At 50.0% G+C, this 24,566-nt stretch carries 15 protein-coding genes and 1 pseudogene; 3 read left to right on the top strand and 13 right to left on the bottom strand.

Going from position 1 to position 24,566, the window contains the following annotated elements; genetic code table 11:
- Positions 1-5: 5 nt before the first annotated feature.
- From ACG2E4_RS07270 to ACG2E4_RS07280, 3 genes and pseudogenes are all read right to left on the bottom strand, one after another.
- The gene (locus tag ACG2E4_RS07270) at positions 6-3,068 is read right to left on the bottom strand and encodes a SusC/RagA family TonB-linked outer membrane protein (protein ID WP_395259103.1); all 3,063 of its coding nucleotides are present in this window, start codon (positions 3,066-3,068) and stop codon (positions 6-8) included.
- 334 nt (positions 3,069-3,402) lie between these two features.
- Positions 3,403-3,573, bottom strand: coding sequence for a hypothetical protein (locus ACG2E4_RS07275; RefSeq protein ID WP_395259217.1), 171 nt, complete (start codon positions 3,571-3,573; stop codon positions 3,403-3,405).
- Positions 3,574-3,731: 158 nt separating this feature from the next.
- Positions 3,732-4,265: pseudogene (locus tag ACG2E4_RS07280) on the bottom strand (alpha-L-fucosidase); the annotation flags it as partial.
- A 506-nt stretch (positions 4,266-4,771) separates the two neighbouring features.
- On the opposite strand from ACG2E4_RS07280, the gene ACG2E4_RS07285 reads away from it, so the two are divergent.
- Positions 4,772-5,647, top strand: a complete 876-nt coding sequence (locus ACG2E4_RS07285) for an AraC family transcriptional regulator (protein ID WP_395259104.1) — start codon at positions 4,772-4,774, stop codon at positions 5,645-5,647.
- A gap of 45 nt (positions 5,648-5,692) precedes the next feature.
- Here the strand turns inward: ACG2E4_RS07285 and ACG2E4_RS07290 are convergent, their stop codons facing one another.
- From ACG2E4_RS07290 to ACG2E4_RS07305, 4 genes are read right to left on the bottom strand one after another with little or no spacing between them, the layout of a single operon-like run.
- Positions 5,693-7,852: a TIM-barrel domain-containing protein gene (locus ACG2E4_RS07290; protein WP_395276139.1), complete on the bottom strand. Its 2,160-nt coding sequence runs from the start codon at positions 7,850-7,852 to the stop codon at positions 5,693-5,695.
- Between the two features lie 49 nt (positions 7,853-7,901).
- Complete coding sequence (locus tag ACG2E4_RS07295) at positions 7,902-10,280, bottom strand: GH92 family glycosyl hydrolase (RefSeq protein ID WP_395276140.1); 2,379 nt, start codon at positions 10,278-10,280, stop codon at positions 7,902-7,904.
- A gap of 14 nt (positions 10,281-10,294) precedes the next feature.
- Positions 10,295-11,125, bottom strand: a complete 831-nt coding sequence (locus tag ACG2E4_RS07300) for an amidohydrolase family protein (protein WP_395276141.1) — start codon at positions 11,123-11,125, stop codon at positions 10,295-10,297.
- A 53-nt stretch (positions 11,126-11,178) separates the two neighbouring features.
- Complete coding sequence (locus ACG2E4_RS07305) at positions 11,179-12,549, bottom strand: Nramp family divalent metal transporter (protein WP_395276142.1); 1,371 nt, start codon at positions 12,547-12,549, stop codon at positions 11,179-11,181.
- A 566-nt stretch (positions 12,550-13,115) separates the two neighbouring features.
- Between ACG2E4_RS07305 and ACG2E4_RS07310 the strand changes: the two genes are divergently transcribed.
- Positions 13,116-13,901, top strand: a complete 786-nt coding sequence (locus ACG2E4_RS07310) for an SDR family oxidoreductase (protein WP_395276143.1) — start codon at positions 13,116-13,118, stop codon at positions 13,899-13,901.
- A 574-nt stretch (positions 13,902-14,475) separates the two neighbouring features.
- Here ACG2E4_RS07310 and ACG2E4_RS07315 read toward each other — a convergent pair.
- The 4 genes from ACG2E4_RS07315 to ACG2E4_RS07330 form a co-directional block, all read right to left on the bottom strand.
- Complete coding sequence (locus ACG2E4_RS07315) at positions 14,476-16,314, bottom strand: rhamnogalacturonan lyase (RefSeq protein ID WP_395276144.1); 1,839 nt, start codon at positions 16,312-16,314, stop codon at positions 14,476-14,478.
- Between the two features lie 148 nt (positions 16,315-16,462).
- Positions 16,463-17,632, bottom strand: coding sequence for a dienelactone hydrolase family protein (locus ACG2E4_RS07320; protein WP_395276146.1), 1,170 nt, complete (start codon positions 17,630-17,632; stop codon positions 16,463-16,465).
- 100 nt (positions 17,633-17,732) lie between these two features.
- On the bottom strand, positions 17,733-19,541 hold the full coding sequence (locus ACG2E4_RS07325; RefSeq protein WP_395276147.1) for a TIM-barrel domain-containing protein: 1,809 nt from the start codon (positions 19,539-19,541) through the stop codon (positions 17,733-17,735).
- Complete coding sequence (locus tag ACG2E4_RS07330; protein WP_395276148.1) at positions 19,507-20,268, bottom strand: hypothetical protein; 762 nt, start codon at positions 20,266-20,268, stop codon at positions 19,507-19,509. The genes ACG2E4_RS07325 and ACG2E4_RS07330 overlap by 35 nt, the downstream gene beginning before the upstream one ends.
- 233 nt (positions 20,269-20,501) lie before the next feature.
- Between ACG2E4_RS07330 and ACG2E4_RS07335 the strand changes: the two genes are divergently transcribed.
- The gene (locus ACG2E4_RS07335) at positions 20,502-21,323 is read left to right on the top strand and encodes a tetratricopeptide repeat protein (RefSeq protein WP_395276149.1); all 822 of its coding nucleotides are present in this window, start codon (positions 20,502-20,504) and stop codon (positions 21,321-21,323) included.
- A 1-nt stretch (position 21,324) separates the two neighbouring features.
- Here ACG2E4_RS07335 and ACG2E4_RS07340 read toward each other — a convergent pair whose 3' ends face one another.
- Together ACG2E4_RS07340 and ACG2E4_RS07345 are read right to left on the bottom strand one after the other, a co-directional pair.
- Complete coding sequence (locus ACG2E4_RS07340; protein ID WP_395276150.1) at positions 21,325-21,693, bottom strand: hypothetical protein; 369 nt, start codon at positions 21,691-21,693, stop codon at positions 21,325-21,327.
- 260 nt (positions 21,694-21,953) lie between these two features.
- Positions 21,954-24,293: a TonB-dependent siderophore receptor gene (locus ACG2E4_RS07345; protein WP_395276151.1), complete on the bottom strand. Its 2,340-nt coding sequence runs from the start codon at positions 24,291-24,293 to the stop codon at positions 21,954-21,956.
- Positions 24,294-24,566 lie beyond the last annotated feature (273 nt).

A 24,566-nucleotide genomic window follows, 5' to 3' on the forward strand; every position in this document is an offset into this window, starting at 1 on the left:
AATGGTTAAAAGGAGATATCAATACCGAGAGTGTATGTTTTCGGGTGGGGATGTGCATTGGTATCAACCCCCTGGCCGAACAGTCCTGTATTGCGGAATCCGCTGTTTCTACCTACTTCAGGATCATAGCCCGAATAGCTGGTTATGGTTAACAGGTTCTGGGCCCTCGCATATATTTTAACATTGCTAAGGTTGGCAATGCTGCTCACTTTTTGAATCACATTACTCGGCAGCCGATACCCGACCTGCAAACTTTTTACCCGCAGGTACGATCCATCTTCAACAAAGAAGCTGGATGCCCGCTTGTTGTTGGCCGGATCAGAAAAGGTGGCTCGTGGAATATCGGTATCCGTGTTCTCCGGCGTCCAGGAATCCAGCACATCGGTGATCTTGTTTCCACCGGCGTTATCCAGGATATATTGGAATTTCTTGGCATTCCAGAGCTCATTACCCTGTACGCCCTGCACAAAAAGACTTACGTCAAACCGCTCATACGATCCACTGAAATTGACGCCGTATTCAAAGTCTGGTTGATAGGTCCCCAGGTACGTTCGGTCTTCGTCGGTCAGCTGCCCATCGCCATTCAAATCCTTAAACCGGAAGTCGCCAGGCTGTGCCTCACTACGCCCATCGGCATCTACTTCTCCCTGGTTCTGGTAAATACCATCAACGACATATCCGTAAAAACTGCCGATTGGATGACCGGGAGCCGTACGAGTAGCCTGGAATCCCTGCTGGGTAAAGTTACCCCCGGATATCGGATTCACACCCTCACCCAATGCCAACACTTCATTGCGTATAAAGCTGATATCACCCGTAATTGTATAGTCAAAACCCGAGGATGCCTGGTGATGATAGGTGCCTGAAAATTCAAAGCCGTGATTTTTTATATTGGCTGCGTTGGTCAGTACGCTGGAACCGACTCCACCATACACCGGAATTGGCACCTCTACCAACACGCCTTCCGAGCGCTTGTCGAAATAGTCTGCAGTAAATGAAAATTTATCTTCCATAAAGGCTACATCGACTCCAACATCAAAGGTTTTGGAGGTCTCCCAGATAATATCGGGATTTGTAAAACTGGTGAGTGCCGTACCCTGCTGAACTCCCCCGGCAAAAAAGTAACTGGCATCAATATTAAGCCCGGTAATGGTGGCATATTCAGCAATATTTTGGGATCCCAGCTCCCCGTAACTGGCGCGAATTTTTAACTCGTTGAAGAAATCCGGGATAAACGGTTCTTCACTGATACGCCAGCCAATGGATCCCGACGGGAAGGTACCCCACCGATTTCCTTCTGCAAATCTTGATGACCCATCCGCCCGGAGTGTACCGGAAAGGAGGTACTTGTTCTTGAAATTGTAGTTAATTCGCCCGAACCCAGACTTCAATACACTTTTCAGCAACTGGCCGCTGGCATCTACCACTTCGGTCGCTGCATCAACCGTTCTCAAATCGTTATTTGGGAAACTTGTCACCGACGCTCCCACGGTGCGTATACGGTTTGTCTCCTGCGTATACCCGGCCAGCAGATCAACATTGTGATTGCCCAGCGAGACATTATAATTGAGTGTGTTCTCGATAAGCAAACCGACGGCCCGGGTTGAATATTCACCAAGGTCAGCTTCATCGTTAAAGGCTTCCTGGGAACGACTCTGGAAAAAGGCGGGCATGTAATTTACGTTTTGGTTCATCCCGTAGTCTAGTCCCAGGTTCAACTTGTATTCGAGCCCTTCGATAATTTCGTACGTGGTGGTCATGTTACCCACGATATTATCGGTTGTGATCTCATGATCATTCAGAACAGCCACACCATACCAGTTAATACCTCTTGCCACACCATGATATGAAGGCCGTACGCCCGCAAATCCACCCAGGTTTTCTTCATTATAGACCGGGATTACCGGCAATGCTCCACGCTCTCTGCCGAAATAAGAGTTTGGATGATTTATTTCCCTTGTAGCAGAGAAGGACTGATCTATCGTAAACTTATCCAGGGAAAAACTGGAGTTTACTCGCAGACCAAAACGCTGGAAGTCAGCCTGCTTGACCAAGCCCAGCTGGTTGAGGTGTTCGCCGGAAACATAGTAAGATGAATTTTCACTGCCCCCGGACAAACTCAAGCTATTTCGAACGACCGTGGCGTCAAATGGATCGTTTAACTGTACATCCTGGAAGTCAGTATCTACAGAAGGATCAAAATTTTGATCATTGTAGGCGGGTGCTCTAGGCAGACCGTCATTATCGTGGAAAGCATTATTGTGCTGTGCATATTGGCTGGCATTCAGGAAATCATATGTACTTGTTGGGCTCTGTATGCCTACGCTACTGCTGAAATTAATTTGCGTGTCTTGCCCTTTAGTTCCACTTTTGGTTGTAATAATGACAACGCCGTTCGCTGCCCTGTTTCCATAGATAGCAGCCGTTGACGCATCTTTAAGCACCTCAATCGATTCAATATCTTTTGGATTTATAAATGACATCGAGTTGGTAATCATCCCATCAATGACATACAAAGGTTGGTCATTGCCAAAAGTTCCGGTCCCCCTGATAACCACTGTTGCTTCAGCGTCTGGGGCGCCACCGCCACTGGTAACCCGCACTCCTGAAACCCGACCTTGCAACAGAGACGCCGAGTTCGAGGCGCTTACGTTCTCAATATTTTCACTTGAAACCGATCCAACGGCACCCGTCACATCTTCCCGACGCTGGGTCCCATAACCGACAACAACAAGTTCTTCACCACTTACTAATTGTTGTGCCATGGATACGTCAATATTAGTGCGACCTTCGATCGGAATCGTTTGGGTCACGTATCCTACAAAAGAAAACACCAGCGTGTCTGATAATGAGGAAACGTTGAGTTCATAATTTCCATCCATATCAGAGGTGGTTCCTGTAGTCGTACCCTGCACGATTATATTTACACCGGGTAGTGTTTCCCCGGTGCTACCGTCTGTAATAGTTCCGCTAACCTGTTGACCATAAAGATTTGTAGTCGATACAAAGCATATGGTCAAGAGGGGAATCAGGTATTCTATTCGTAGTTTTCGTAAATGTTTACGCATGTCCCATCCCTTATTTAGTTATTGTGAAAGATAGATTTTGTCTTCTCCTATTAAAGAGACAACCGTTTTATGATTCTACTTAAACCAGAGCAATAAATTTATGAGCTGCTGTTATCCCTAAGTTTATTACTGTGTAATTTGGCCTAATTTTGATATTGGCGATACTCTTCTCAACAAAAAACATGACTACCCCTGATACTATTTTTGCAGTTGCACCTTATTTACCGCCCGTTTTTCATGTATTTCCGAGTTGTGGCATCTCCATAATTTTTAATCAACGCTATATTTTGCGTACAAATGCTGGATGGCTGGATCATCTGAAATCTAGTACCTGTTACTGAGAAGTTCTCATCATACTATAAGGCTCAGGGGTAATGTTAAAACTGTAGGCCGGCGCTCCACTTTCGTAATCAGCCGGGAGTACAATTTGCAGGTTGTTGCCCTTTTGGGACCATTCCAACTCTTCCGAGCTCCCGAGCATTTGGATGGGCGTGTTATCGTCCACAACCAGTGATTGTATTTCAATAGGGTCGCCTGATGGTGCATCCAAAGGATTGCGTAGGTTGCATTTCCCTTACTTGTATATCGTACACGCAGGCTATCCACAGTCTGTCCGTGCGCCTGTACCCAGGGACGAGTTTCAAAAATAGCTTCCCCATTTATATCCAGCCAGCTGCCAAGTCCACACAGTCGTTCAACCTGTAACTCCGGTATAGAGCCATCTGCACGGGGACCCACATTCAGTAACAGGTTGCCATTTTTACTGACGATATCCACAAACATATCTACCACTTCATCAACGGTAGGCATCTGCTTCGGGGTTGAATTGCGGTTGAATCCGAAGGAATAATCAACACCACGGGTGGACTCCCATTTTTCAGGGGTGATCTGATCATATTGAGCATATTCCGGCGTCGTAAAATCGTGCACATCCCGACCCCAGCGGTTGTTGATTACTCCATCCGGTTGTTCATTATAGTAATCGGCAAATATGTTCAGCGCTTCTCCCTTTTCCGGGTAATTGATGTCATTCCTGAGTATGGCCGGTTCATATTCGTCAATGAGCTCACGCCAGTGGGCATCAACGTAGTCGGCGTATTGACCCGATTGAGGCGTTGAGATCCCAAACATTTTCATCCCAGCAATTACTACAGGTTTGAACGACCAGTCGATGCCACCGGAATAGTAAAGCCCCAGTGAATAAAGATACCCGGTTTGGCATCTTCAAACCATTATGGCACCTCATGGCTTTGTAAAGATTCAACCGTTGACTGGTATTGCTGTTGTTGACTCTGGGCCGACACTTCCTGTAACCCACCAATTAATGCTACCATCATCAAAAAAATTATGATGGTATTATGCCCTTTTAATGTGACCTTTATCTCCTTACGAATGTCCACATCAAATTCCCCCAATTATAAATTAAGGTTGAAATTACCGGAGTTGAACTCATAAAATAGTAACAGAACCTGCTAACACTACCAGTATACCGAGCCGACGTATTCCTCTCGCAAGGTCAGGTAATAATTCAACCCTGACTGAATTATCATTTTTCGAAACCCGTCCCCATATTTCTACTATCTGATTGACATTTGATTGTACTAATATTGCTTAATAAGTGAAAAAGTTGACTTTTAAATCAAAATTGTTCAAAGTAGAGTATTGAATAAGGGATTATATCGTTTATAAAAAAAGGGATTGTGATGGAAGCAGAACTCTTAAAACGGTCTATACACCACAACCGCTCGTTTGTCGTAGAAAACCATTCCTATAAAAACTTTTTAAAAGTATGGCATTATCATCCTGAAACTGAACTGGTCATTATTTTGGAAAGTTCGGGCACGCGGTTTGTGGGAGACAGTATAGAAAGATTTAAGCCGGGTGAAATTGTACTTATCGGTGAAAGTTTACCTCACCTCTGGCTCAATGATGATAAATACTTTGAGGAGGATTCCGACCTACAGGCCAAGGCAAATGTTATTCGGTTCAATAAGCAATTTGAGACGGGCTTGTTAAGTATCCCGGAGATGAGACCTATATTGAACCTTTTTGGTCGGTCTAAACACGGTATCAAATTTGAAGGGACGTCGAATCCGAAAATCCGGGAGCTTGTTAATTCCCTTTTTGACCTGCACGGATTAAAAAAAGTTAAAGTGTTATTGGATATCCTGGAATATTTGGCCCTGCAGGAAGAGTATAGCATCCTTTCCAGCCCAGGTTTTGTTCGCTGTTTTGAAAGAAAGAAAGACAGTAAAATTCTGCAGGTGTATGAATATGTAATGGAAAATTTCACTAATGATATCTCTCTTGACGATGTGGCGGACCTGGTAAATATGAATCCATCTGCATTTAGTCGGTATTTCAAGCGGATCCAGAAAAAGACATTTACTCAATTTCTAAAAGAAGTAAAGATTGGGTATGCCTGCAAGCTGCTGTTGGAACAAAAATATAATATTTCAGAAATATGCTACCGATCCGGTTTTAATAATATTTCCAACTTCAACCGGCAGTTTAAATCGGAAAAAAATATGACGCCGACTATGTACATCGATAAACACGCCGCTGCGGCTACAGACTAATGCAGCAGTATGTCTTGGGCACTGAAACTGACGATGTTTAAACTTTTACTCTACTCCCTGGCTCATAAATTTCCAGGTCACCTCACCCACGGTATTGGGTTTCCCAGGTTCGGGTGGTGAGATACTACCTTTTAGCTTCCCATCGCGGGTCTTTATTACGGTAAGTTCACGAAATTGGTATTCCCCATCCTCATAATCATAGGTGGTACCGTCGTCATCATACAGCCTGTAGCTCCCCTCTCTTTGACCATAATGACGGACTTCTATATCCACTGTTTGGCCAAGTTCGGGAGCGTGCATCATCGCCGGCATCATTGGAATTATCCCACCGTCTTTTACATATACCGGTATCTTGTCCAGACCAGGAGAAACAGTAATCACTTCTCCGCCACCCACGTAATCGCCGGTATAAAAATCATACCATCGTCCTTCCGGCAGAACCACCTCCCGGCTCTCTTGGCCTTCAAACATCGGGGCTACCAGCAGGTACTGACCCGCCATGTACTGGTCTGTGATCTCCTGTCGAACCGCCTCGGCATAAGGGTTTTCTTCGAGACTGGTTTCTGCTTGCTCCATCTTTAGATTCGAGCTAAACCCCTCCTCCAAGTTCATCGCCCGAAATGGCGGGATGCCTTTGAAATGATATTTGGCGTATTCGCTGTACCAATAGGGCATCATGCGCATGCGTAGCAGGAACATCTCCCGAACTTCATCCGCTACCTCGGGAAACGACCAGGGTTTGGTGCCACTGGACCACGCGTTGATCATGGCCATCGGTGAGAATACCACTGATTGGACTCGCCGCAGCCACTCCTCACCTGTATCAGAGGCACGCACTTCCGGTGTCCACAGCACCCCGGCGAAGCTGCTGTTGATCAGGGCCGTGATAAAATTCCGGTGATTGTAATAGTCGTTGTAAATTACGTACGGGAAGGAGGTTCCGCCCCCATTGGATGCCCGCACAAGCCCGAACGTACGCCGGTTGCGTTCCTCAAACATATCTTCACTATAGCGTTGCACAAGCAGGCCATAGGTCTGCCGCATCTGTTCACCCGTCAATCCAGAAGGAAATGTAGCCACATCGGGCCAGAGCCAGTGATCATAACCATCCACCTCGTCAATTTTATAGCCGCTTACCCCGATATCCACTTGGTCTTCTTCCAGCTGGGAGAAAAAAATATCTCGGCTTTGTTCCATCCTAAAATCCGGGACCATGCCCGCCCAGACCGTGTGAGAGCCGGTATAGGGTTCTATCTCTTCTGCAAATGAAGCGTCCGGAGACACATAGGGATTGATCCACAGATTTAGCCGAATGCCCCTATCCAGCATCTCCTGGGTAAACTCTTTAGGATGGGGGAACCGCCCCTGATCCCACTCAAATGTCCCGGGGTACGACTTGCTCTGCCAACCTGGTTCCAGCCCGATGAAGTCCAGTGGATATCCCCTTTTTTCAAATTCGTTGGCTTCCTTCCGGACATCATCGGCCGTAAACAACCGGTGCACCCGCTGAGTGAAGCCGAGTCCCCACCGTGGTGGTAAAGGACCTCCACCGTTAAACAAATTATACCGGCGCACGGCATCGAGCGGAGTAGGACCACCAAAGACATAAATTTCAGCTCCTTCTGCTGGAACCAGCACCTCCACCACATCCGAGTACGGGCGGGAAGTCCAGTCGGAGTCGGTATTGCGGTCGCGGACCACCGGCGGGTGCTCGCTGTCTTTTCGTACGGCCGTACCGGCATACACCGTTATGTAGCGCGCCGAGTTAATAAACACGCCGTAACCATTTGATGAGATACAAAAAGGGGTGGGCACGTGCGTCCTGCCGTTGTCTTCCCCCCCATAATGGTCCACATGCAGTCGCAGGATGCGCCCGCGTTGGTGAACCGTTTTAAAATTGAGTCCAAATCCGTAAATCTGCTCTCCCCGCTGTAGGGGAAATCGCAGGTAGGTTTCCCCGTCAATGATCCGGACTTTGATATCCTGTTTCGGCAAGGGGAAATCAGCCTCTCCCATTGCAGCCAATGCTGCTAGGCGGGGTTCTGCCCCGGACGCAGTCAAAAGGTCATACTCCTCGGGTTCTCCTGCTTCCGCTTTCCAGATGCCCGGTTCCACCTGTTGCCAAGATAAAGTTTGGGCTTTTGCATAAGAAAAAAAATGCAAGATTATAAAACAGGAAAGCGAAAGAAATCTAAGAAATCTCATCTTAATTAGGTTAAAAACGCTTTTAGGTTTCACCAGTACTGTTCCCAAATCACTCAGAGTGGGATTCTCCTTTCACACCCCATTTCTCATTCGGTTCAGGGCCTACCTCCAATGTTAGTTCTCCACCCTCAACAATCTCCTCATGTCTAATCCAGTAACGATTCAGCGGCTTCCCGTTTAACCTTGCGGATTGGATATACACATTTTCTTTCGGGTCTCCCTCAACATGGATCGTAAACGTTTTGCCGGAGTAATATTCAGCATCGAGATGGATTGTAACTTTATCAAAAATCGGAGTCGTTATTTCCCACTTGGGATTCACATCAGCCCCACCCTGGACATCAAACAATCCTATCGCCATCAGTACGCCCAAAGCCCCCATCAGGCCCTGATCCTCATCGCTGTTGTACCCACCAAAAGGGGTGGTGTCTCCAAAGGTATGTTCTTTAACCTGGCGAACCCAGTACTGGCTCAGCCAGGGAGCACCCGCAAAATTAAACAGGTGAGCCATCTGGCAGCTCGGTTGGTTGGAATAGTCAATCCAGCTCTCGGCGTGAAGTTTATCTTCGGCTATAAAACGGCTGCCTTTGGCTTTTTCAAACTGTTCATTCAATCGCGCTACATAAGCTTCAGAACCTCCAAATGCCTCAATAAGTCCTTCCATGTCATGGGGGACGTAATGAGAAAAAGTGGCGGCGTTTCCCTCTACGAAACCCGGTGCGTTGAAGGAGTCCGGCAACACCGGCTGAAATCCCTCCAGCCACGAGCCATCCGGATTTTTCGGGCGTATCCAGCCCGTCTCTGAGTCCCACAAGTTTTCCCAATTGTCGGACCTCTGCAAAAAGGTATCATGATACTCCTCTTTACCCAGTCCCCTGGCAAACTGTGCCAAAGTCCAGTCCTGGTAGGCATAGAACAGCGTTTGGGCGGCTCCTTCCCGGTGATACCCCTGGCCTTCAGGATGAACGGGGATCCACCCCTGATCAACATAATACTGCATTCCGCCCCCTGTTGCATTTGGACCCGTCTCATACCCAGCATGACTCCGAATTCCCCCGGGATAGGCGTTCTTCAGTGCTCCCTGCCACGCCGCTTCAATATCAAAATTTCGAATCCCTTTGTTATAAGCCGCGGCAATAAGAGGCGTAACCTGGTCTCCCACCATCACGTAGGTATAATTTCCACCGCTCGGACCCCGCGCAATCATCCCGGCATTTTTATAATACTCTACCATTGTAGCCACAAAGTCATTCATAACATCCGGATAGGCCAGCGACCAGAGCAGGTTAATGGTCCATTCCGCGCCCCAGAAGCTGTCTGAGTTATACATATGGCGCTTTGGTTTCCCATTTTCATCCAATGGAAGTTGGCGGACTACCGGTTCGGGGCCTGTATTATCTGTATATTTACCATTTACATCGCTGTAGGTCCGCCTGCCAAGCAGGGAATGCCACAGATCTGTATAAAACTTGACCCGCTGATCATGGGTTCCTCCTTCTACCTCAATTTTTGAGAGCCAGCGGTTCCATTCCGACCTTGACTCCTTCACCACCCTGCTAAAATTCCAGTGTGCAAGCTCCGTTTCGAGGTTTAGCCGAGCCTGCTTTTCACTGACATAAGAAAGTGCCACTTTCATTTTGACCGTTTCGGGTTCGTCAAATGAAAATCGCATAAATCCACCACTTCCGGCTCCTTCAATGCGGTTCGCATTATCAGCAACCACCTGCTTTTCCCCTCCGATCGACCTCCAGCCACCAAATCCTGACATCGGCCGGTCAATCCGTGCTACAAAATAGACCGTAGAGGGCTTCTTACGTCGAAATGTGGGAGCCATTACTGCATATCCCGCCACCTCCCGGTCAGAAACACGGCGGATCATTGCATCCTGCATCTCACCATGGCCCAGCTTTGCACCGATATCAAACAGGATATGCGCCTCTTGCTCCCCCGGAAACCGGTAGCGGTGAAACCCCACCCGCTTGGTGGAGGTAAGTTCTACATCAATTCCATAGTCCTCCAGGTGCACCTTGTGATAACCTGGCTTTACGATTTCGTCTCGATGCGAAAACCTGGATTCATACGCATCATACCCCTGGTGCCCCTTTACAGGTCCCGTTGTTGGCATTACCGGCACCCCGGAGAGCTGCCACGCATGGATATGGCTAAACGCGCGAATGGTTCGGTCGCCATACCGATATCCCGAATTCCAGGTTCCATCCGTCTGCGTATCCGGACTCAGGTTGACCATTCCAAATGGGCGACTGGCAGATGAAAAATACAGCCAGCGTGGCTCAACCGTATCGATCAGGGGATCTACATAATCGACAGGTTCTTCTTGTATTTGTTGGGCACGTGCCGGTAGCATCGAGAGTGTGCTTAGCAGTACCAGTGTAGAGAACAAAACAGCTGAAAAATAATCTTTCATCATTGCCCGGCATTTAATCAGTACAGGTTATACGCAGCGATTGCATTTTTACCCATAATTAGTCCTTGTTCATATTGAGAGAGACCGGAAATATAATCTCCAATCAGTTCATACACCTCGCGATAGCCGGCCGCCAGGGTGCATACCGGCCAATCAGAACCAAACATCAGCCGATCCGCTCCAAAGGCGTCAAATACTACATCCAGGTAAGGTGTGAAATCCTTCGGTTTCCAGTGTTGCCAGTCCGCCTCGGTCACCATTCCGGAGATTTTACAATACATTTTGGGATGCTTCGCCAGCTCGCGTATTCCATTCTCCCATTCCTCAATCTTCTGGGTCTTGATCTCCGGCTTGGCGATGTGATCGAGCACAAATTTCTGGTCAGGGAACTTTGAGGCAAACTCCACGGCCACCGGCAGATGACGGGCGTAGATCAAAATATCATAGGTCAAATCGTAGTCTCCGAATGTCTTTATTCCCCGTAAAAAATCAGGCTGCAGCAGGAATCGGTCGTCCGGCTCATCCTGTACGATATGGCGGAGCCCCTTCAATGCTTCATGTTCAGCATAATGGTTCAACCGTTCTTCTAAATTATCAGCCCTGATATCCAGCCAGCCGACAACGCCTTTCACAAAATCGTGTTCCTCGGCTTGTTCCAGCAAAAAATCGGTTTCCCGTTCCGTCTGGTCTGCCTGGACGGCCACGCATCCCTCCACGCCCACCTTATCCATCTCCTTTTTGAGATGGAGCGGTAGGAAATCCTGTTTTAGAACCTTCATCTCCTCGTTAATCCACCCGTGGCGCTGCGGATCATAATTCCAAAAATGCTGGTGCGCGTCGATTTTCATTATACCGGAACTTTTGCTGTTAACGTTTACTTTCGCCTGGAAATGTAAAGCCTTCAAATCACCTGGATGATGCTGTACACTCCGGCAAGGAGAATGGCAACCACGCTGATCCAAAAGGCAATATCGTAAAACCGGCCGGGCTTCAATTGGTCATCCAGCCGCACATACCTGAAATTGATCGCTGCAAACACAACAATAAGCAGCAGTATGGACGTAAAAAACCCCCCGATTATCACCATCAGAACAGGGAGCTGCATAAACAGAAACAGCAGGGCCCACAAGACCGGGAACACCCAGGCAAAAATGGCGATCGCCTTCCTGCGCTGCTCGATGTCATAAAAATCAAACACGCCAAGGGTGCCGAAACAGTCTGAAAAGATACGTGTCCAGCTTGCCAGGGCCGAAAAAAGAGTCGAGAACAGGACCACGACAGCACAGATCAAAAATACATTTTGGGCACCGACACCCATCGTTTCGGTGTACATCCCCGATAACGTCTCTATCATCTGGTACCCCTCGGGTACCACGTTTTGGGCATGCAGCACCGCCGCACCCAAAATATAAAAAGCAGCTGTAACCAGGGTATATACAACCATTGACAAGAACGCATCCCAGTACATCACCCTGATCCATCCGCGGGCGCGGCGAGTCCACTCTTCACTCTTTTCCACCGGACCTGTATAGGCGGCATATCCCTTTTCAAGACACCAGTAATGGTAGTACATAATTTCGTCTCCTCCCACCCCGGTAATGCCGAAAGCCCCGATGGCGACTCCGACCATCGCCGTTGGCAGGTTAAATTCCAAACCAAACAGAATGTCTCCCCACCCTATGGCGTAACTGGTGTATTGCAAAAAATACACCGAAAGGAAGGTAAAGACCGTAAAAAAGGCGATCATCACCAGGCAAAAACGTTCAACAAACGTGTAGTATCCCCTGAAAACGAGTAGCGATGCCGTGATTGCGGTCAGGGCGGTCCAGAGGGTTACATTTACCGAGGGAAAGACGATATTCAGGGTAATGGCCACCCCACCGACAATGCCGCCCACCTGCAGCAATTTGAATACCTGGATAAACAGCCAGGTCCATATCGACCAGTTGACCTGCCGGTAGCTCCATCCCGGCAGCTTGTTAAATGCCGTCATTACCGTTTCACCGGTACTAATCGCATGTTTGCCGAATTCAAGTTGTAGTGTCACCTTGACAAGGCAGCTAAGTATCACCACCCAGAACGTAACAAATCCGGCCCGTGCCCCGAGGGTGGTCGTGGCGATTAATTCACCGGAACCCACTATGGCGGCTGACAGGACGAATCCGGGTCCCAGGTGTTTTATCGTTCCCCATACGGTTTTGGGAGGCTTTTTAATATCATCTTCTGTCAACAGGTAAGGATCGCGCGGGCGATCACTGTTTAATTCATCCATTTAATCGTATCTCCTGTAATCCCGATTTAGTATTCATTTTAAATCCCTTGCGAAACCAATCCCAGCTAAGAATACAAATTTCGTCTAACCAATAAAAGGGAGAAGAGGTTTTCTCAACCAGCCGTCATTTTAAACGAAACCATGTACTTTTTGGGAAAGCGAAGTAGTCGATAGTGGCTCCGGCAAAAACTGTGGCATCGCTGCCTCCACAAGCGCGTTGATCGTGCCGGACCGTTTTTTTTATTTAAATTCCAAATTTTTATCCCGTTTCAAACGGATATACAGATTTTTGGGAATTGAGTGCTGGTTTGTATTCCCGGAAAAACATAATTTATTTAACCACGGAACTATCGGAGGCAGAGAACATTGCCAAACCGTGCCGCCCGTTTGAACGGGATTTCAGGTTCACTGTCCGGATTTTTTCAGGCGGATACCAGATCTGCTTTGCCCATTAAGAGATCGAGACCGATCAACACGTATGGCTTGGGAAAGGGCTCCGTTTTCACCGGCAGATTTCATCTTTATGATTAAATCTTCATGATTAATAAGTTTAAGAAAACCTATTTATGGATCTCAATTTGACAGAAAAAGTGATCATGGTAACCGGCGGTGCGGGACTGCCGGGCAGTATCGGGGAAACAATTGTTCGACATATTGTGGAGGAGGGCGGCATCCCCGTCATTGTAGACAAAAGTACCCGCGGAAAAAAGATGGAGCAGGAGCTGTGGGAGCTCGGCCATAATGCCCTGTTTGTAGAAGCCGACCTCACCACGCCGGAGGGATGCCAAAATGCGGTAGAACAGGCCACCGATCACTTTGGACGGCTGGATGGACTGGTTAACAACCTCGGCGTCAATGACGGGGTGGGGCTCGACGCATCCTACGACGAATTTATTGATTCCCTGAAATTGAACCTGGTTCACTTTTTTGCCGTTACCAAGGCCGCCCTGCCCTTCCTGCGGAAATCATCGGGATCGATTGTCAACATCGCCTCAAAAGTGGCGCTGACCGGCCAGGGCGAAACCTCCGGCTATGCCGCTGCCAAAGGAGGCGTGCTCGCACTGACTCGCGAATGGGCGCTGGAGCTCCGGGATGATGATATCCGGGTGAACGCCCTCGTGATCGCCGAGTGCTGGACGCCGGGCTACCGCCAGTGGCTGGAAAAATTTGACGACCCGGAAGCCCAAAAGAAGGAGATCGTCGCAAAGATACCGTTTCAGCAGCGTATGACCACCCCGGATGAAGTCGCCGACACCGTGCTGTTTCACCTTTCGGACCGCGCCTCCCACACCACCGGGCAGTTCATCCACATCGATGGGGGATACATGCATTTGGACCGGGCCATCACGTAATGGAGGTATCTAAAACTACTCAGGGCTATCTCAAAAAGTTTTGAAAACCAGTTTTCTTGGCAAAAGTGGCCTTTTGTAAAAACATTCCCAAAATCACTGCCGGGGATTAGTTATTGGTTATCAGGTATTCGTTACTGGTTCAAGTAACGAATAACCAGTCCACAAATAACAAAACCGCGCCTGTGCTAAAACCATTGAACTTAATTCTAATACTGGTGCGAGCGTCTCGCTCGTGCCATCCCTGCATGCAGCGGAGTGGGGGATTATGAATGAAGGATTTCGAAGGAACAGGTCGTATGAACGGGGTATTGCACCATGCCCCGACCGAAAGAGTTTCTGTTTGATGTGGGGGGGGGGACGACAATAAATATCCTGCTTTCCCGGCCTTGAATGGGGTGCGAAAGCCGACCAAGATCCAGTACAGACCCGACATGTCGCATCTCAACGAATTTCCACGCCGGTTGAGACTGCAGCGGGTGGCCCCATTCACCGCCTTTATTTTTACGTTCCTTTTGTATCAAGACAAAACATCTGCATTGTGAAGAATAGTCTCCAGCTTTTTTGTTGGGCTTCTTCAATCAGCCAGTTCAATTTCTGGTGGAATGTTACGCTGCCTCATATCCTCTCCAATATAGAAACTGGTGTGAGGCGGCTGGTTGTAAGCCACATTTTGCCAGGCAATACTCAGGCGATAGGTCGGGTCATGCATCAAGGTATAAAAGCGGTGTTCAGTTGGAATTGCCGTGGTGTAAATACGGAGCTCGTCTCCCTCTTCCGCACGCCAGATCACCTCTTCACGCCAATCGCCAAACAGGTCTGCACTCAATGTCGGAGTTGCTTTGGTCCCGTTGTTCGAGGTGGCGCCTTCCGCTTCGAAGATCAGCTCCGTCGCCTCTGCTCTCCAGTTCCATTTTGTGATCCGGTTCCTGTTCAGCAACTCCCGTTGAAGGTCGCCATCCCACCACACAGCAAAATTGCAGGAAGCCGGCTTCTGTTCAGATATCTTTTCTCCTCTGGCATTGAACAGCCCCTCAATTCCACCGCCGCGCACCCACATTTCGGTACCCGGATAGCGCGGATCGATGTTGGCCGCCAATCCGCGTCCCGGTCCTTCGCCCTCGTCACTGGCGGTTACGGACGGCTTTTTCCACAGTATGCGGCCCGACTCCGCCTCCCGGAAGTTGGCCCCGGCATCATCAAAACGCTCTTGTATGTGGAATATCTCATGACCGGGATTTATCGGATCAAGGTCCCCGTAGTGAAGTGCGTCTCCGTGGCCAATACCAGTGGAATGCAGGCCGGTGCCATCATGATCAATCACCGCCGAGCCATAGATAATTTCATCCTTCTGGTCGGCATCGACATCACCCACACTCAGGCTGTGGTTGCCCTGCCCGGCATAGTCGGGATATCCCTCATTTGTATCAAATATCCACTGGCGCGTGAGCTTCTGATCCCGCCAGTTCCAGGCAACAATTACCGAGCGCGTATAGTAGCCACGGGCCATTACCAAGCTGGGACGCTCGCCGTCCAGGTACGCCACGCCCGCCAGAAAGCGATCCACCCGGTTGCCGTAACCGTCTCCCCAGAGTTCCTCCAGCTGCTCACTGGTTGGAGTGAGCGTATCCGGATGACGCGGCGGGATATAATCTGTTGTGACCAGCTCGGCTCCCGTTTCTCCATTAAAAATTGTCAGGAATTCTGGCCCCTCAAGGATATATCCATCTTCGTTGCGGTGATCAGCGTCGGGATCGCCAATTACTTTGCCCGCTCCATCTACCGTGCCATCAGCCGTTTTGCAGGCCACCTCTGCCTTTCCGTCGCTGTCCAGGTCATACACCATAAACTGCGTGTAGTGCGCTCCTTCCCGAATATTCTTGCCCAGGTTGATACGCCAGAGATGCGTACCGTCCAGCTCGTAGGCGTCCAGTATCGGCTCGTCGGTAAAGCCGGAATGCGAGTTGTCGTGGGCACGACCGGTCTGATGTACTACAATCTCATATTGCCCGTCACCATCCAGGTCCCCGGCAGATGCATCGTTCGAGGTGTATCCCCGGGGCACGTTCACCGGCACGGAGATATACGGTTTATCGGGATTGAGTGTATAGGACCCGCTGGTCTCACCCTCCCGGCCATCCACGACCGGCTTCACAAAGTATGTGATATCAGACGCCCCGGCGGGCACGCGTTCGTCCACAAAATTTGTACCTTCTGCCAGGGGCGACTCATTGAGTTTTACCGGGGGACGACCGTCTGATTTTCGGTATACATTGAATTTGGTGTCAAAGAAATCGGTTGCCAGCAGCCTCCAGCTGATAAAGGCGGAATCATCCCCGTCAGGTATCGCTACTACGCCGCGATCAATTTTCTCCATCACGCGCTGAGCCTGTCCGCCGTGCGCGCTGATCGCCATTAACAAAGCTGACAGGCAAAATACTAATGGTATTTCTCTGGACTTGATCATTAAATATTTATCGGCTTTATAAGGTTTATCACAAATTTCGAGCTGATTTCCCCCTGCTTGCGAATTTTTTTTACTGCAGCGTGGACCGAGGCGCTTGTTACCTCAGCCAGCGATCCAGCCAGTTTATGGCGTCGTCCTGCATCGGGATGGTCATGGAGTGGGGCTCATCATAGTAGCTGGCCCGGAATTTCTCCGGCGCCCCCATCTTTTGATAGATAGTGGCAAGTTTTTCCTCCGCTGCCTTCATCCCTTTCACGGTAAACAGCTGATCTTGCCGGGCGTTGAGAATCATAAGCGGTCTCGGGGCGTTCAGGGAGGCCACATCCGGCAGATCCAGGAAGCGATATTGACGGGGCACATACATCATCCAGGTATGGTTCCAGAAATGGCGCTGCAGCATCTCCCCGTATGTGCTGGAAAATCCCGCTATGACTCCGGCCTTGATGCGTTCATCCATCCCAAACAGGTACGTGGTTCGGAGTCCGCCGAGAGAAAGTCCCATCGCTGCTATCCGCGCCGTATCCACTTCCGGCCGGGAGTGAAGCAGATCGATCGCCCGGCAGTCGCCCTGCACGATGATGCCCGGCCAGGTGGTACCCGCCGCCAGGATCGTCTTTTCCACCGGCACTTCAAAGTCGCCGGCCAGATCGTTAAACGCCTCGATTTTTTCATTCAGGTCATCATGTTCCTGCTGAAGGTACTCGTCAATGCGGCCAGATGTAACTTGTTGGGGATCAAGACGTTGAGAACCGAAATAGATCGCATCCGGACTCAGTACCACATATCCGCGCCGGGCCAGCTCATCCGCGTAGGTGCGCCCCCCGTAAAGTTGACCGATATACTCCTTCAAAATGCGGGGCTGATAGTCGGTCATGTTATGCTTTTCCTTGCCGTAGTAGTAGAAGCCCCCGTGATCGTGCAGTGCGACAACAGCCGGGGCGGGCGCTTCCAGGTTATCGGGAATCAGCAGATACGCCTCCGTTTTTTGATAGGCATTTACATTATATCGTACCAGGTACTGCGTGTAGCCCTCACGCTGGTTTTTCTGCAGGACCTCGGTATCCAGCGGGGCAGGCTCCGGGTCGAACGCCAGCAGCGTCTCCATCCTGGAACGGGCCGTGGATCTCCACGTTTCCCGGCTGGTCCAGTCTTTGGCCAGGAACGAGAGGCTGTTCCGGTGTTGGGCGCTGTACTCTTTCAACAGGGGATAAAAATTGCCCACATCCGAAGATCCATCTTGTGCAGTGGAACGGCTGGTTGCTGCCATAGCTATCATCATTATGCTTAACATGAAGATTAATTTATGCGATCTTTTTTTCATACGGTCTCCCACGGGGGTTCAACGGTTAATATTCAATTTTTTAGCTTCACTTTAACATCGTAACCGTAATATCATGCCGGCTGCTGCCCTGCAGGCGCACCAGGAGCTCCCCGCTTTTCTCGTCATAAAACCATCCCGGCTGCCCGGAATCGGAAAATTTAGCGTACCCCGCGAATTTGGTCAGCCTGCGCTGCCCCTCGGCCATCGCCTTGGGAGATATTTCAGTATGAATTTTGAGCCTGTAATTCCGTTCGGGGACCTCATACTCTCCCTCCGGGGCTTGTATCTCTACCCGCAGCTGATCCGTATTGTCTATCGACCGGATCTCCGTAACTGCATAGTTCCCCTCGGTATACTCCTTGCTGGTACCGTCATCATCATATATTTCGTAGGAGGAGGTGTCGTGCGGAAAGATCTCCAGGGTCAGTGTGTCGGCGGGCATCTCACCCAGTTGCTCAATACGATTGCGCTGCGGAATAATACCACCGGCTTTTACAAAAATGGGGAGCTCCTCCAGGGGCGTGACAATATTGTAATACTGCCGGCCGGTGTATTGTTGCCCGCTCCAGTAGTCATACCATGTACCTTCCGGCAAGTAAATGGTGCGTGTTTGAGCTCCTTTCGTGATAACCGGTGCTACCAGCAGGTTGTCCCCGAACAGGTATTGGTCATCGATATCATAGGTGTTGATGTCGTCCTGGTATTCGAGGACCAGGGCCCGCATCAGTGGCATGCCGGTGTTGTGCATTTTCCAGGCTTCACTGTAGATATAGGGGATGAACCGGTAGCGCATCCGATCGTACTTCCTGAAAATGCGTTCTGCCTGATCCCCGTAGCTCCAGGGCTCCTTGTAGCCGGGATGATCCATCCCGAAAAGGTGCGCCACGGGGCTGAACATCCCGAACTGGCTCCACCGTATGTAGAGCTCCGGATCGGGTTTGTGTTCAAATCCCCCCATGTTGTGCGACCAGTAGCCCACGCCGGAGAGTCCCATGTTGAGTCCCGCGCGGATGACCGGCTCAAAATACTGCCACTCGCTGGGCCAGTCGCCCGCCCAGATGTAGGGATACCGCTGAATGCCGGCATAGCCCTCTCGCGTCAGGTTAAACCCGCGCATGTTGTTTTCTTCCTGGAATCGCTCAAATGGAACTTTTGCATAGGCGATCGGGAACAGGTTGTGCAGGCGTTCGGCCTCCTCCCCCTGTGGACCCACCTTGTCGCTTTCATTGGCTTTGTGACCAAAAGCGCTGCCTTCATCCGTCTTGAAAAACATCGCGCCCTGCTCCACCACCTTTTGCACGCCGTTTTCCCACCACCAGTCGACGGCGGCCGAATCAAAAAAATTGACAAATTCGCCCTTTCCATCGGGCTCCGGGTAGACGACTCCCGCCTCGCGGGCGCGGTCCAGCAGGTTATACTTTTCGCCGTTGTCGTACCGGGGACGCACATGCAGCCCCACCATGTCAAAGTTCATGGCATAAAGGCTGTCGAACATGGCGGTGGGATTGTCAAAAGTTTCTCTCCATTCAAATGTCGTGGAGCCGTGACCATTGGGCCCAAAAATACGCCAGGTGGAATCGAGATGGAGCAGGTCTGCCGGAATCCCGGAGTCCTTGAATTTACGACCCAGGTTGACCACGTATTCATCAGAGGTATGCTGCTCATGTCCCCAGGTGCCCCCGCTGTAGGTACCGACATGAAGTCCGTGGGCAAATTTGGGAATCAGCGGTGCCTTGCCGGTCAGGGTGGTATACTGATCCAGCAGTTTCGGAAAGTCCGGCCCGTATATAAAATAGTAATCGACGGCTCCCCCTTCGGCTTTAAACGAGTAGCTGTTTTCCCGGGTGTGTCCCATATCCCATTCGGTTGCATAGGGCGTGTGGAAAAAAGATGCCGTACCCCCTGGTGCTCATAAAAAACGGTACGGGTGCATAATTCGCCTCCAGAATATTATATGCTCCCACAATATGAGGGCGACCGGTGCCCCGGCCCACATTCAGCTGTATCTTCTTACCTCGCTGATCGACAAAATCCATCCGTTCGCCAAAACCGAAAAAGTGCTCTTCCGGCAACAACTTTTTCTGTACCCAAACCGCTTCCCCCTGCTTCTTCATGCCGCCGGCCGACGGCGTTTCAAGGATTGTCTCGGTATTGAGCAGCGTTCCGTCCGGCTTTCGAAATTCAACAGAAAGCGGATATTTCTTCACCCTGACCACAAGTTCCCCGGTATCGACAATGAGCTCCTGGTCCGTTTCATGCAGTTCCATGTTGACAGCCGCCCACCGGTTCTCCACCAGCATCCACTCTTTGCCGGCAGTATCAAACGATCGCTCCCAGCTGGCGCGGACCCGCACGATGGAAGGCGTACAAAATTGCAACTGGAGATCGGCATGTTCACCGCTGAACAGTATCACATTTCCCTCCCGGCTGAAATCCGACCGGAGATCTCCGAGAGAAGTCTGGGCCCTGAGGTTACCGGTTAAGAAGGCGCTAAAAAAGATCAGCACTGACAGTCCCCATCCTACGGTACTGCTGCGATGCCTGATGGTCAAAAAATTATTATCGTTTCCTGCAATTTTCATAATCCAAGTTGTTGCCGCTCTTTTGTATATTTACCACAGTAAAAATATGTTGTGTGTAAATAACACTATTTAGGGAGAACTAGCAACCTGGCCGCCACCCTGGCCGGGATGGAAATACTGGTCAGATGCAGCAATCCCACTTACTTATTCGGAATGATACTTGATTCTGGTTGAACAGATCGATATCAACCAATAGGATACAATAAATATTATCAACCTTTAACTACTCATATTTGATTCACCCACTCACTCACACCGATTATCGCGGAAATCGATTCACCACCTGTTTTATCCTGTCTCTTCTTTTTGTACTCTGGAGCGCTCCCCGAGGCGCCACTGCACAAAATCCTTACGAGACGGGCAAAAAGTGGTTCCAACAGCGTTCCGCAGAGGCCGATTCCTTTCGCGCCCAACCTGCCTATATAAATAAAGCGCTAGAGAGCTTTGAGGAGGCACGCAAAAAAGAAATCAATCCCGAAGAAACAGCTACATTTCTGCTACGCTCCTATTATTTCAAGGGAATGTTCCTGGGATTACCCGAAGAGCGACAAAAAGAGCTGTATGACCGCGGTAAAAAGCTTGGAGAAGAGATGATGGAGCGCTTTCCCAGGTCGGTGCCGATCAAATTCTGGTATGGGGCGAACGTGGGTCGGTGGGCGGATGTACACGGTTTTGTGGCGGCGGCCACCAACGGCATCTCCAAAAAGCTACGGGCGGTCTGCAAGGAGATTATTTCCCTGGATGCCGACTACCAGGGAGGCGGCGGCTATCGTATTCTCGCACAAGTGCATTTCCACTCCCCGAACATACCGCTGGTGATGGGCTGGCCCTCTGATCAAAAAGCCCTGGAGTTGGTGGAAAAAGCAGTCAACATCGCGCCGGAGCATCCCACCAACTTGCTGCTGTATGCGCAGCTGCTGCTTGAATTTGATCGCGGTGAGGAAGCCCGGAACCAGCTCAAAACCATACTTAATCTCGAACCGCGCCCCGACAACCTGGTGGAGGATCGGTATGTCCAGTACCGGGCGCAGCAGTTGCTTGAAGGGTCATTATAAGCTATCTCAGCAGGTGCAGCATAAATCCTGCCAGTTCCCGGCTGAGCATCTCGTCTTTCAGTCGACCGTTCACCTCCAGCCTACTCTCATCATTTAACACTGGTTCTGCAGGAGAGGAAAAAGTTGCTTCCCGCTTTCTCTCATCGGGAGTTTGCATGGTAGCTACGATATCACACTGATTGGCTGGCTTCTGAAAATCCACACCATTTTGGTTGGAAATACGAATCGTGAAATCGAGGATGGCATCCCGGAATTCGCCCCCGGTATCGATGGCGGAAAATTCCAGCTCTATGGTTTGGGAGGCGGGCAATTCCAGTGATCTGCCGTTCAGTGAAAGCGCCTTGAGCTGAGCCGTCGTTTGTATTTTCATCTGCATTATTTGCTTTTCGGCCACCACGGTGGCGGTCGTTAACTAAAACCTGACGTGAACCTGAACACTTTCTCCCTTGAATGCGGGAACGTATTTGACTGATCTTGAAGGAAGATAGAGAAACGACATGTTAAGTGACAAAAAAAGAGGCCGCCCTGCATGCTGCAGAGACAGCCTCTTAATCTTATTGATTATTGGAAGACTCTGTGAACCATCTTTTTGCCAATTCCGGCGTGTTTGGCCTTGGACAAAACCCTCAATCAGAAAGCATACTCAAAACTCAGGCGAAAGTTTCGGCCCGGCTCGCTTTGCCAGTACACATAGCTTCCGTAGTTGGCACCGGAATACAAGTATTCGTCCAGCAGGTTATTGAGATTCAGTGAGATGCTGTAGTTGCGTTGTTCCCATGAGAGGGCTCCGTCCATCCTGAAGTAGTCCGGCAGGTACGACTCGTTCTCAGCATTCCAGTTCCATGAGGAACGATCCACCTGGTATTGGTAGCCGAGTGAAAGTCCCAGTCCCTCAAGAGAACCTTCCCGCAGCGTGTACGTCAGCCATCCATTGGTCAGATGGCGCGCATGACCCGCCACCCTGGTTCCCACATTTTCCGGATTGGTGTCTTCCGTAATCTTTACGTCGGTATTGGCGTAGTTAAGCACCGCCCTGAGTCCGGGAGCTACCTGTCCGCGGAGGTCGAGCTCCACACCTTTGGATACGGCTTCGCCCAGTTGAATAGAGTAATTCTGGTTTTCAGGATCGCCAACCAGCATATTCTCTTTGGTCATGTGGTAATAAGTGATGGTGGAGTACCACCGCCCGTTGGCCCACTCGCGCTTGATGCCGCCTTCCAGGTTGTTGCCCCGCTCGGGATCAAACGCCTCGCCCCGGGCATTTTGGCCGGTTTGAGGGATAAAAGACTGATCGTACATTCCGTAGATACTGGTATTTTCAGTGACTGAAAAACTGATCGCGGCACGGGGCGAAAACACCTGGTCTTCCGTACCGGAACCATACGAGGAGCTCTCGTAATCGGTCAGCCGGCCCGCAAGCGTAACGCGAATGCGGTCGTCGAAAAAGCCGAGCTGGTCCTGCAGGTAATACGAAAAGTACTCACTGCGGACGATGTTGCCACCCGCCCTTTTTCTGAGACTGGTCTCGCGGTCAAACTCGGGAATGGTGGCATTGGCGTTACTCGGATTATAGATATTGAACGGTTGACTCTGGGAATCCAGGGCACCGGATTGATTCCAGTCGGCAAAGTAGTTTTTATAACCGAAATCCAATCCTGCCAATATGTTGTGAGAAACACCCCCGGTTTGCTCTTCCCCACGCAGAAACAGCTGTCCCAGCTTGGCTTCGTCACGGGCATCCCAGATGCTCAGGCGCCGGATCATATCTCCATTTTTCTGGATGCTGTCGAGCCACATTGAGTTGCCCACCTGGTCGTAATTCATATATCCCAGCTGACCAGTAATACTCCAGTTGTCATTAAACTGGTGCGTCAGGTTCAGATGGGCAAACTGTTCCTTCATTTCGGTAGGTTCAATTCGGGGATCAAAGATGGAAAAATCCCTCGGCAGGGTCCCAAAATCGGTCGGGGCAAACACATAGGCAGAACCGATATACATCTCAGAATACTGCAGCGAATACTGTGCCGTCACCGTGGTATTGTCGCCAATACCGTAGCTGAGGGAGGGTGCCAGGGTGTAGCGGTCGTTAAATCCATATTCCCGGTGCGAGTTTTCAGTGGTGCCCGCACCGTTAAAACGATAGAACAGACGGCCGTCTTCACTCAGTTTTCCACCAACATCTACCGTAGCTCTCAGCGTATTGTAGCTGCCTGTGGTCAAGCCGACTTCACCTATAGATTGACTGACCGGCTTTTTCGTGACCACATTATAGAGTCCGCCGGGCTCGCCGCTGGAAAGCATAAAAGCGGACGGACCTTTTACAAATTCAATGCGCTCAACCATCACCATATCTTCCGCAAGCGGTCCCCAGCTGGACTGCAAATTCATGCCGTTGCGGAAGGCCGGAATCCGGAAGCCCCGCATGTTAATCCGCGCAAAATTTCCCCAGTGCTCAATCATCTGTGCCCCGCTCACGTTTTTGCTGACCGACTCCAGCATATCAATTGATTGCTGGTCGTCGATCAGATCCTTGGTGATAACCTGAATATTTTGGGGAGCACTGACTAACTCCTGATTGAGCCGCAGCGACTGCGAAATGACCGCAGTATTGTAGTTCGCCATGCTTCTACCTGAAACGGTGACTTCCCCCATCGCCTCAACCCGTTGTTCCAGGGTTGCATCCAGTTCCAGGTTTCGATCAACAGCCAGGTTGTGGGTAAAGCGCTTATACCCCACTGTTGAGATCACGAGCGTATAGTCCCCTTCCGGGACGCCAGCAATTTCATACCTGCCTTCGACTGTAGTCGATGCCCCATGAGAAGTGCCCTCAAGTACCACATTGGCATTTACCACCGGATCGCCATTGACGGTGGTTACCGTTCCTGAAATTGAAAATTGCTGATTTTGCTGTGCCAGTGCTGAAATGCACGTAACAGCGAATAGAAGTAGTAAAGACGCAGCTCTTTTCATTTTCCTGCTTTATTTAGATTTAGTTTAAATAAGGGCGGGAATATACCTATGCCAGCTTAAACACAAAAAATTTTAGCGACCACGATCTCTTCAGCGTCCCCGCAATCGTCAGCCTGCACTATCGATCAGTGATGAAAAGTTCGGTTTAAAGAGAATGAGGACAGATCTCAACTGCTATCGATGGGAATAAACCAAGGCATATTTAGCTGGGCTGACGTGTTCTACTTGACTAGGAATAGTTTTGTGCCGTATAAATTGAACCGTGAGCAGGGC

Origin of the sequence: Halalkalibaculum sp. DA384, from assembly GCF_043951955.1 — a bacterium.
In the GTDB taxonomy this organism is placed as follows: domain Bacteria; phylum Bacteroidota; class Rhodothermia; order Balneolales; family Balneolaceae; genus JAMQKA01.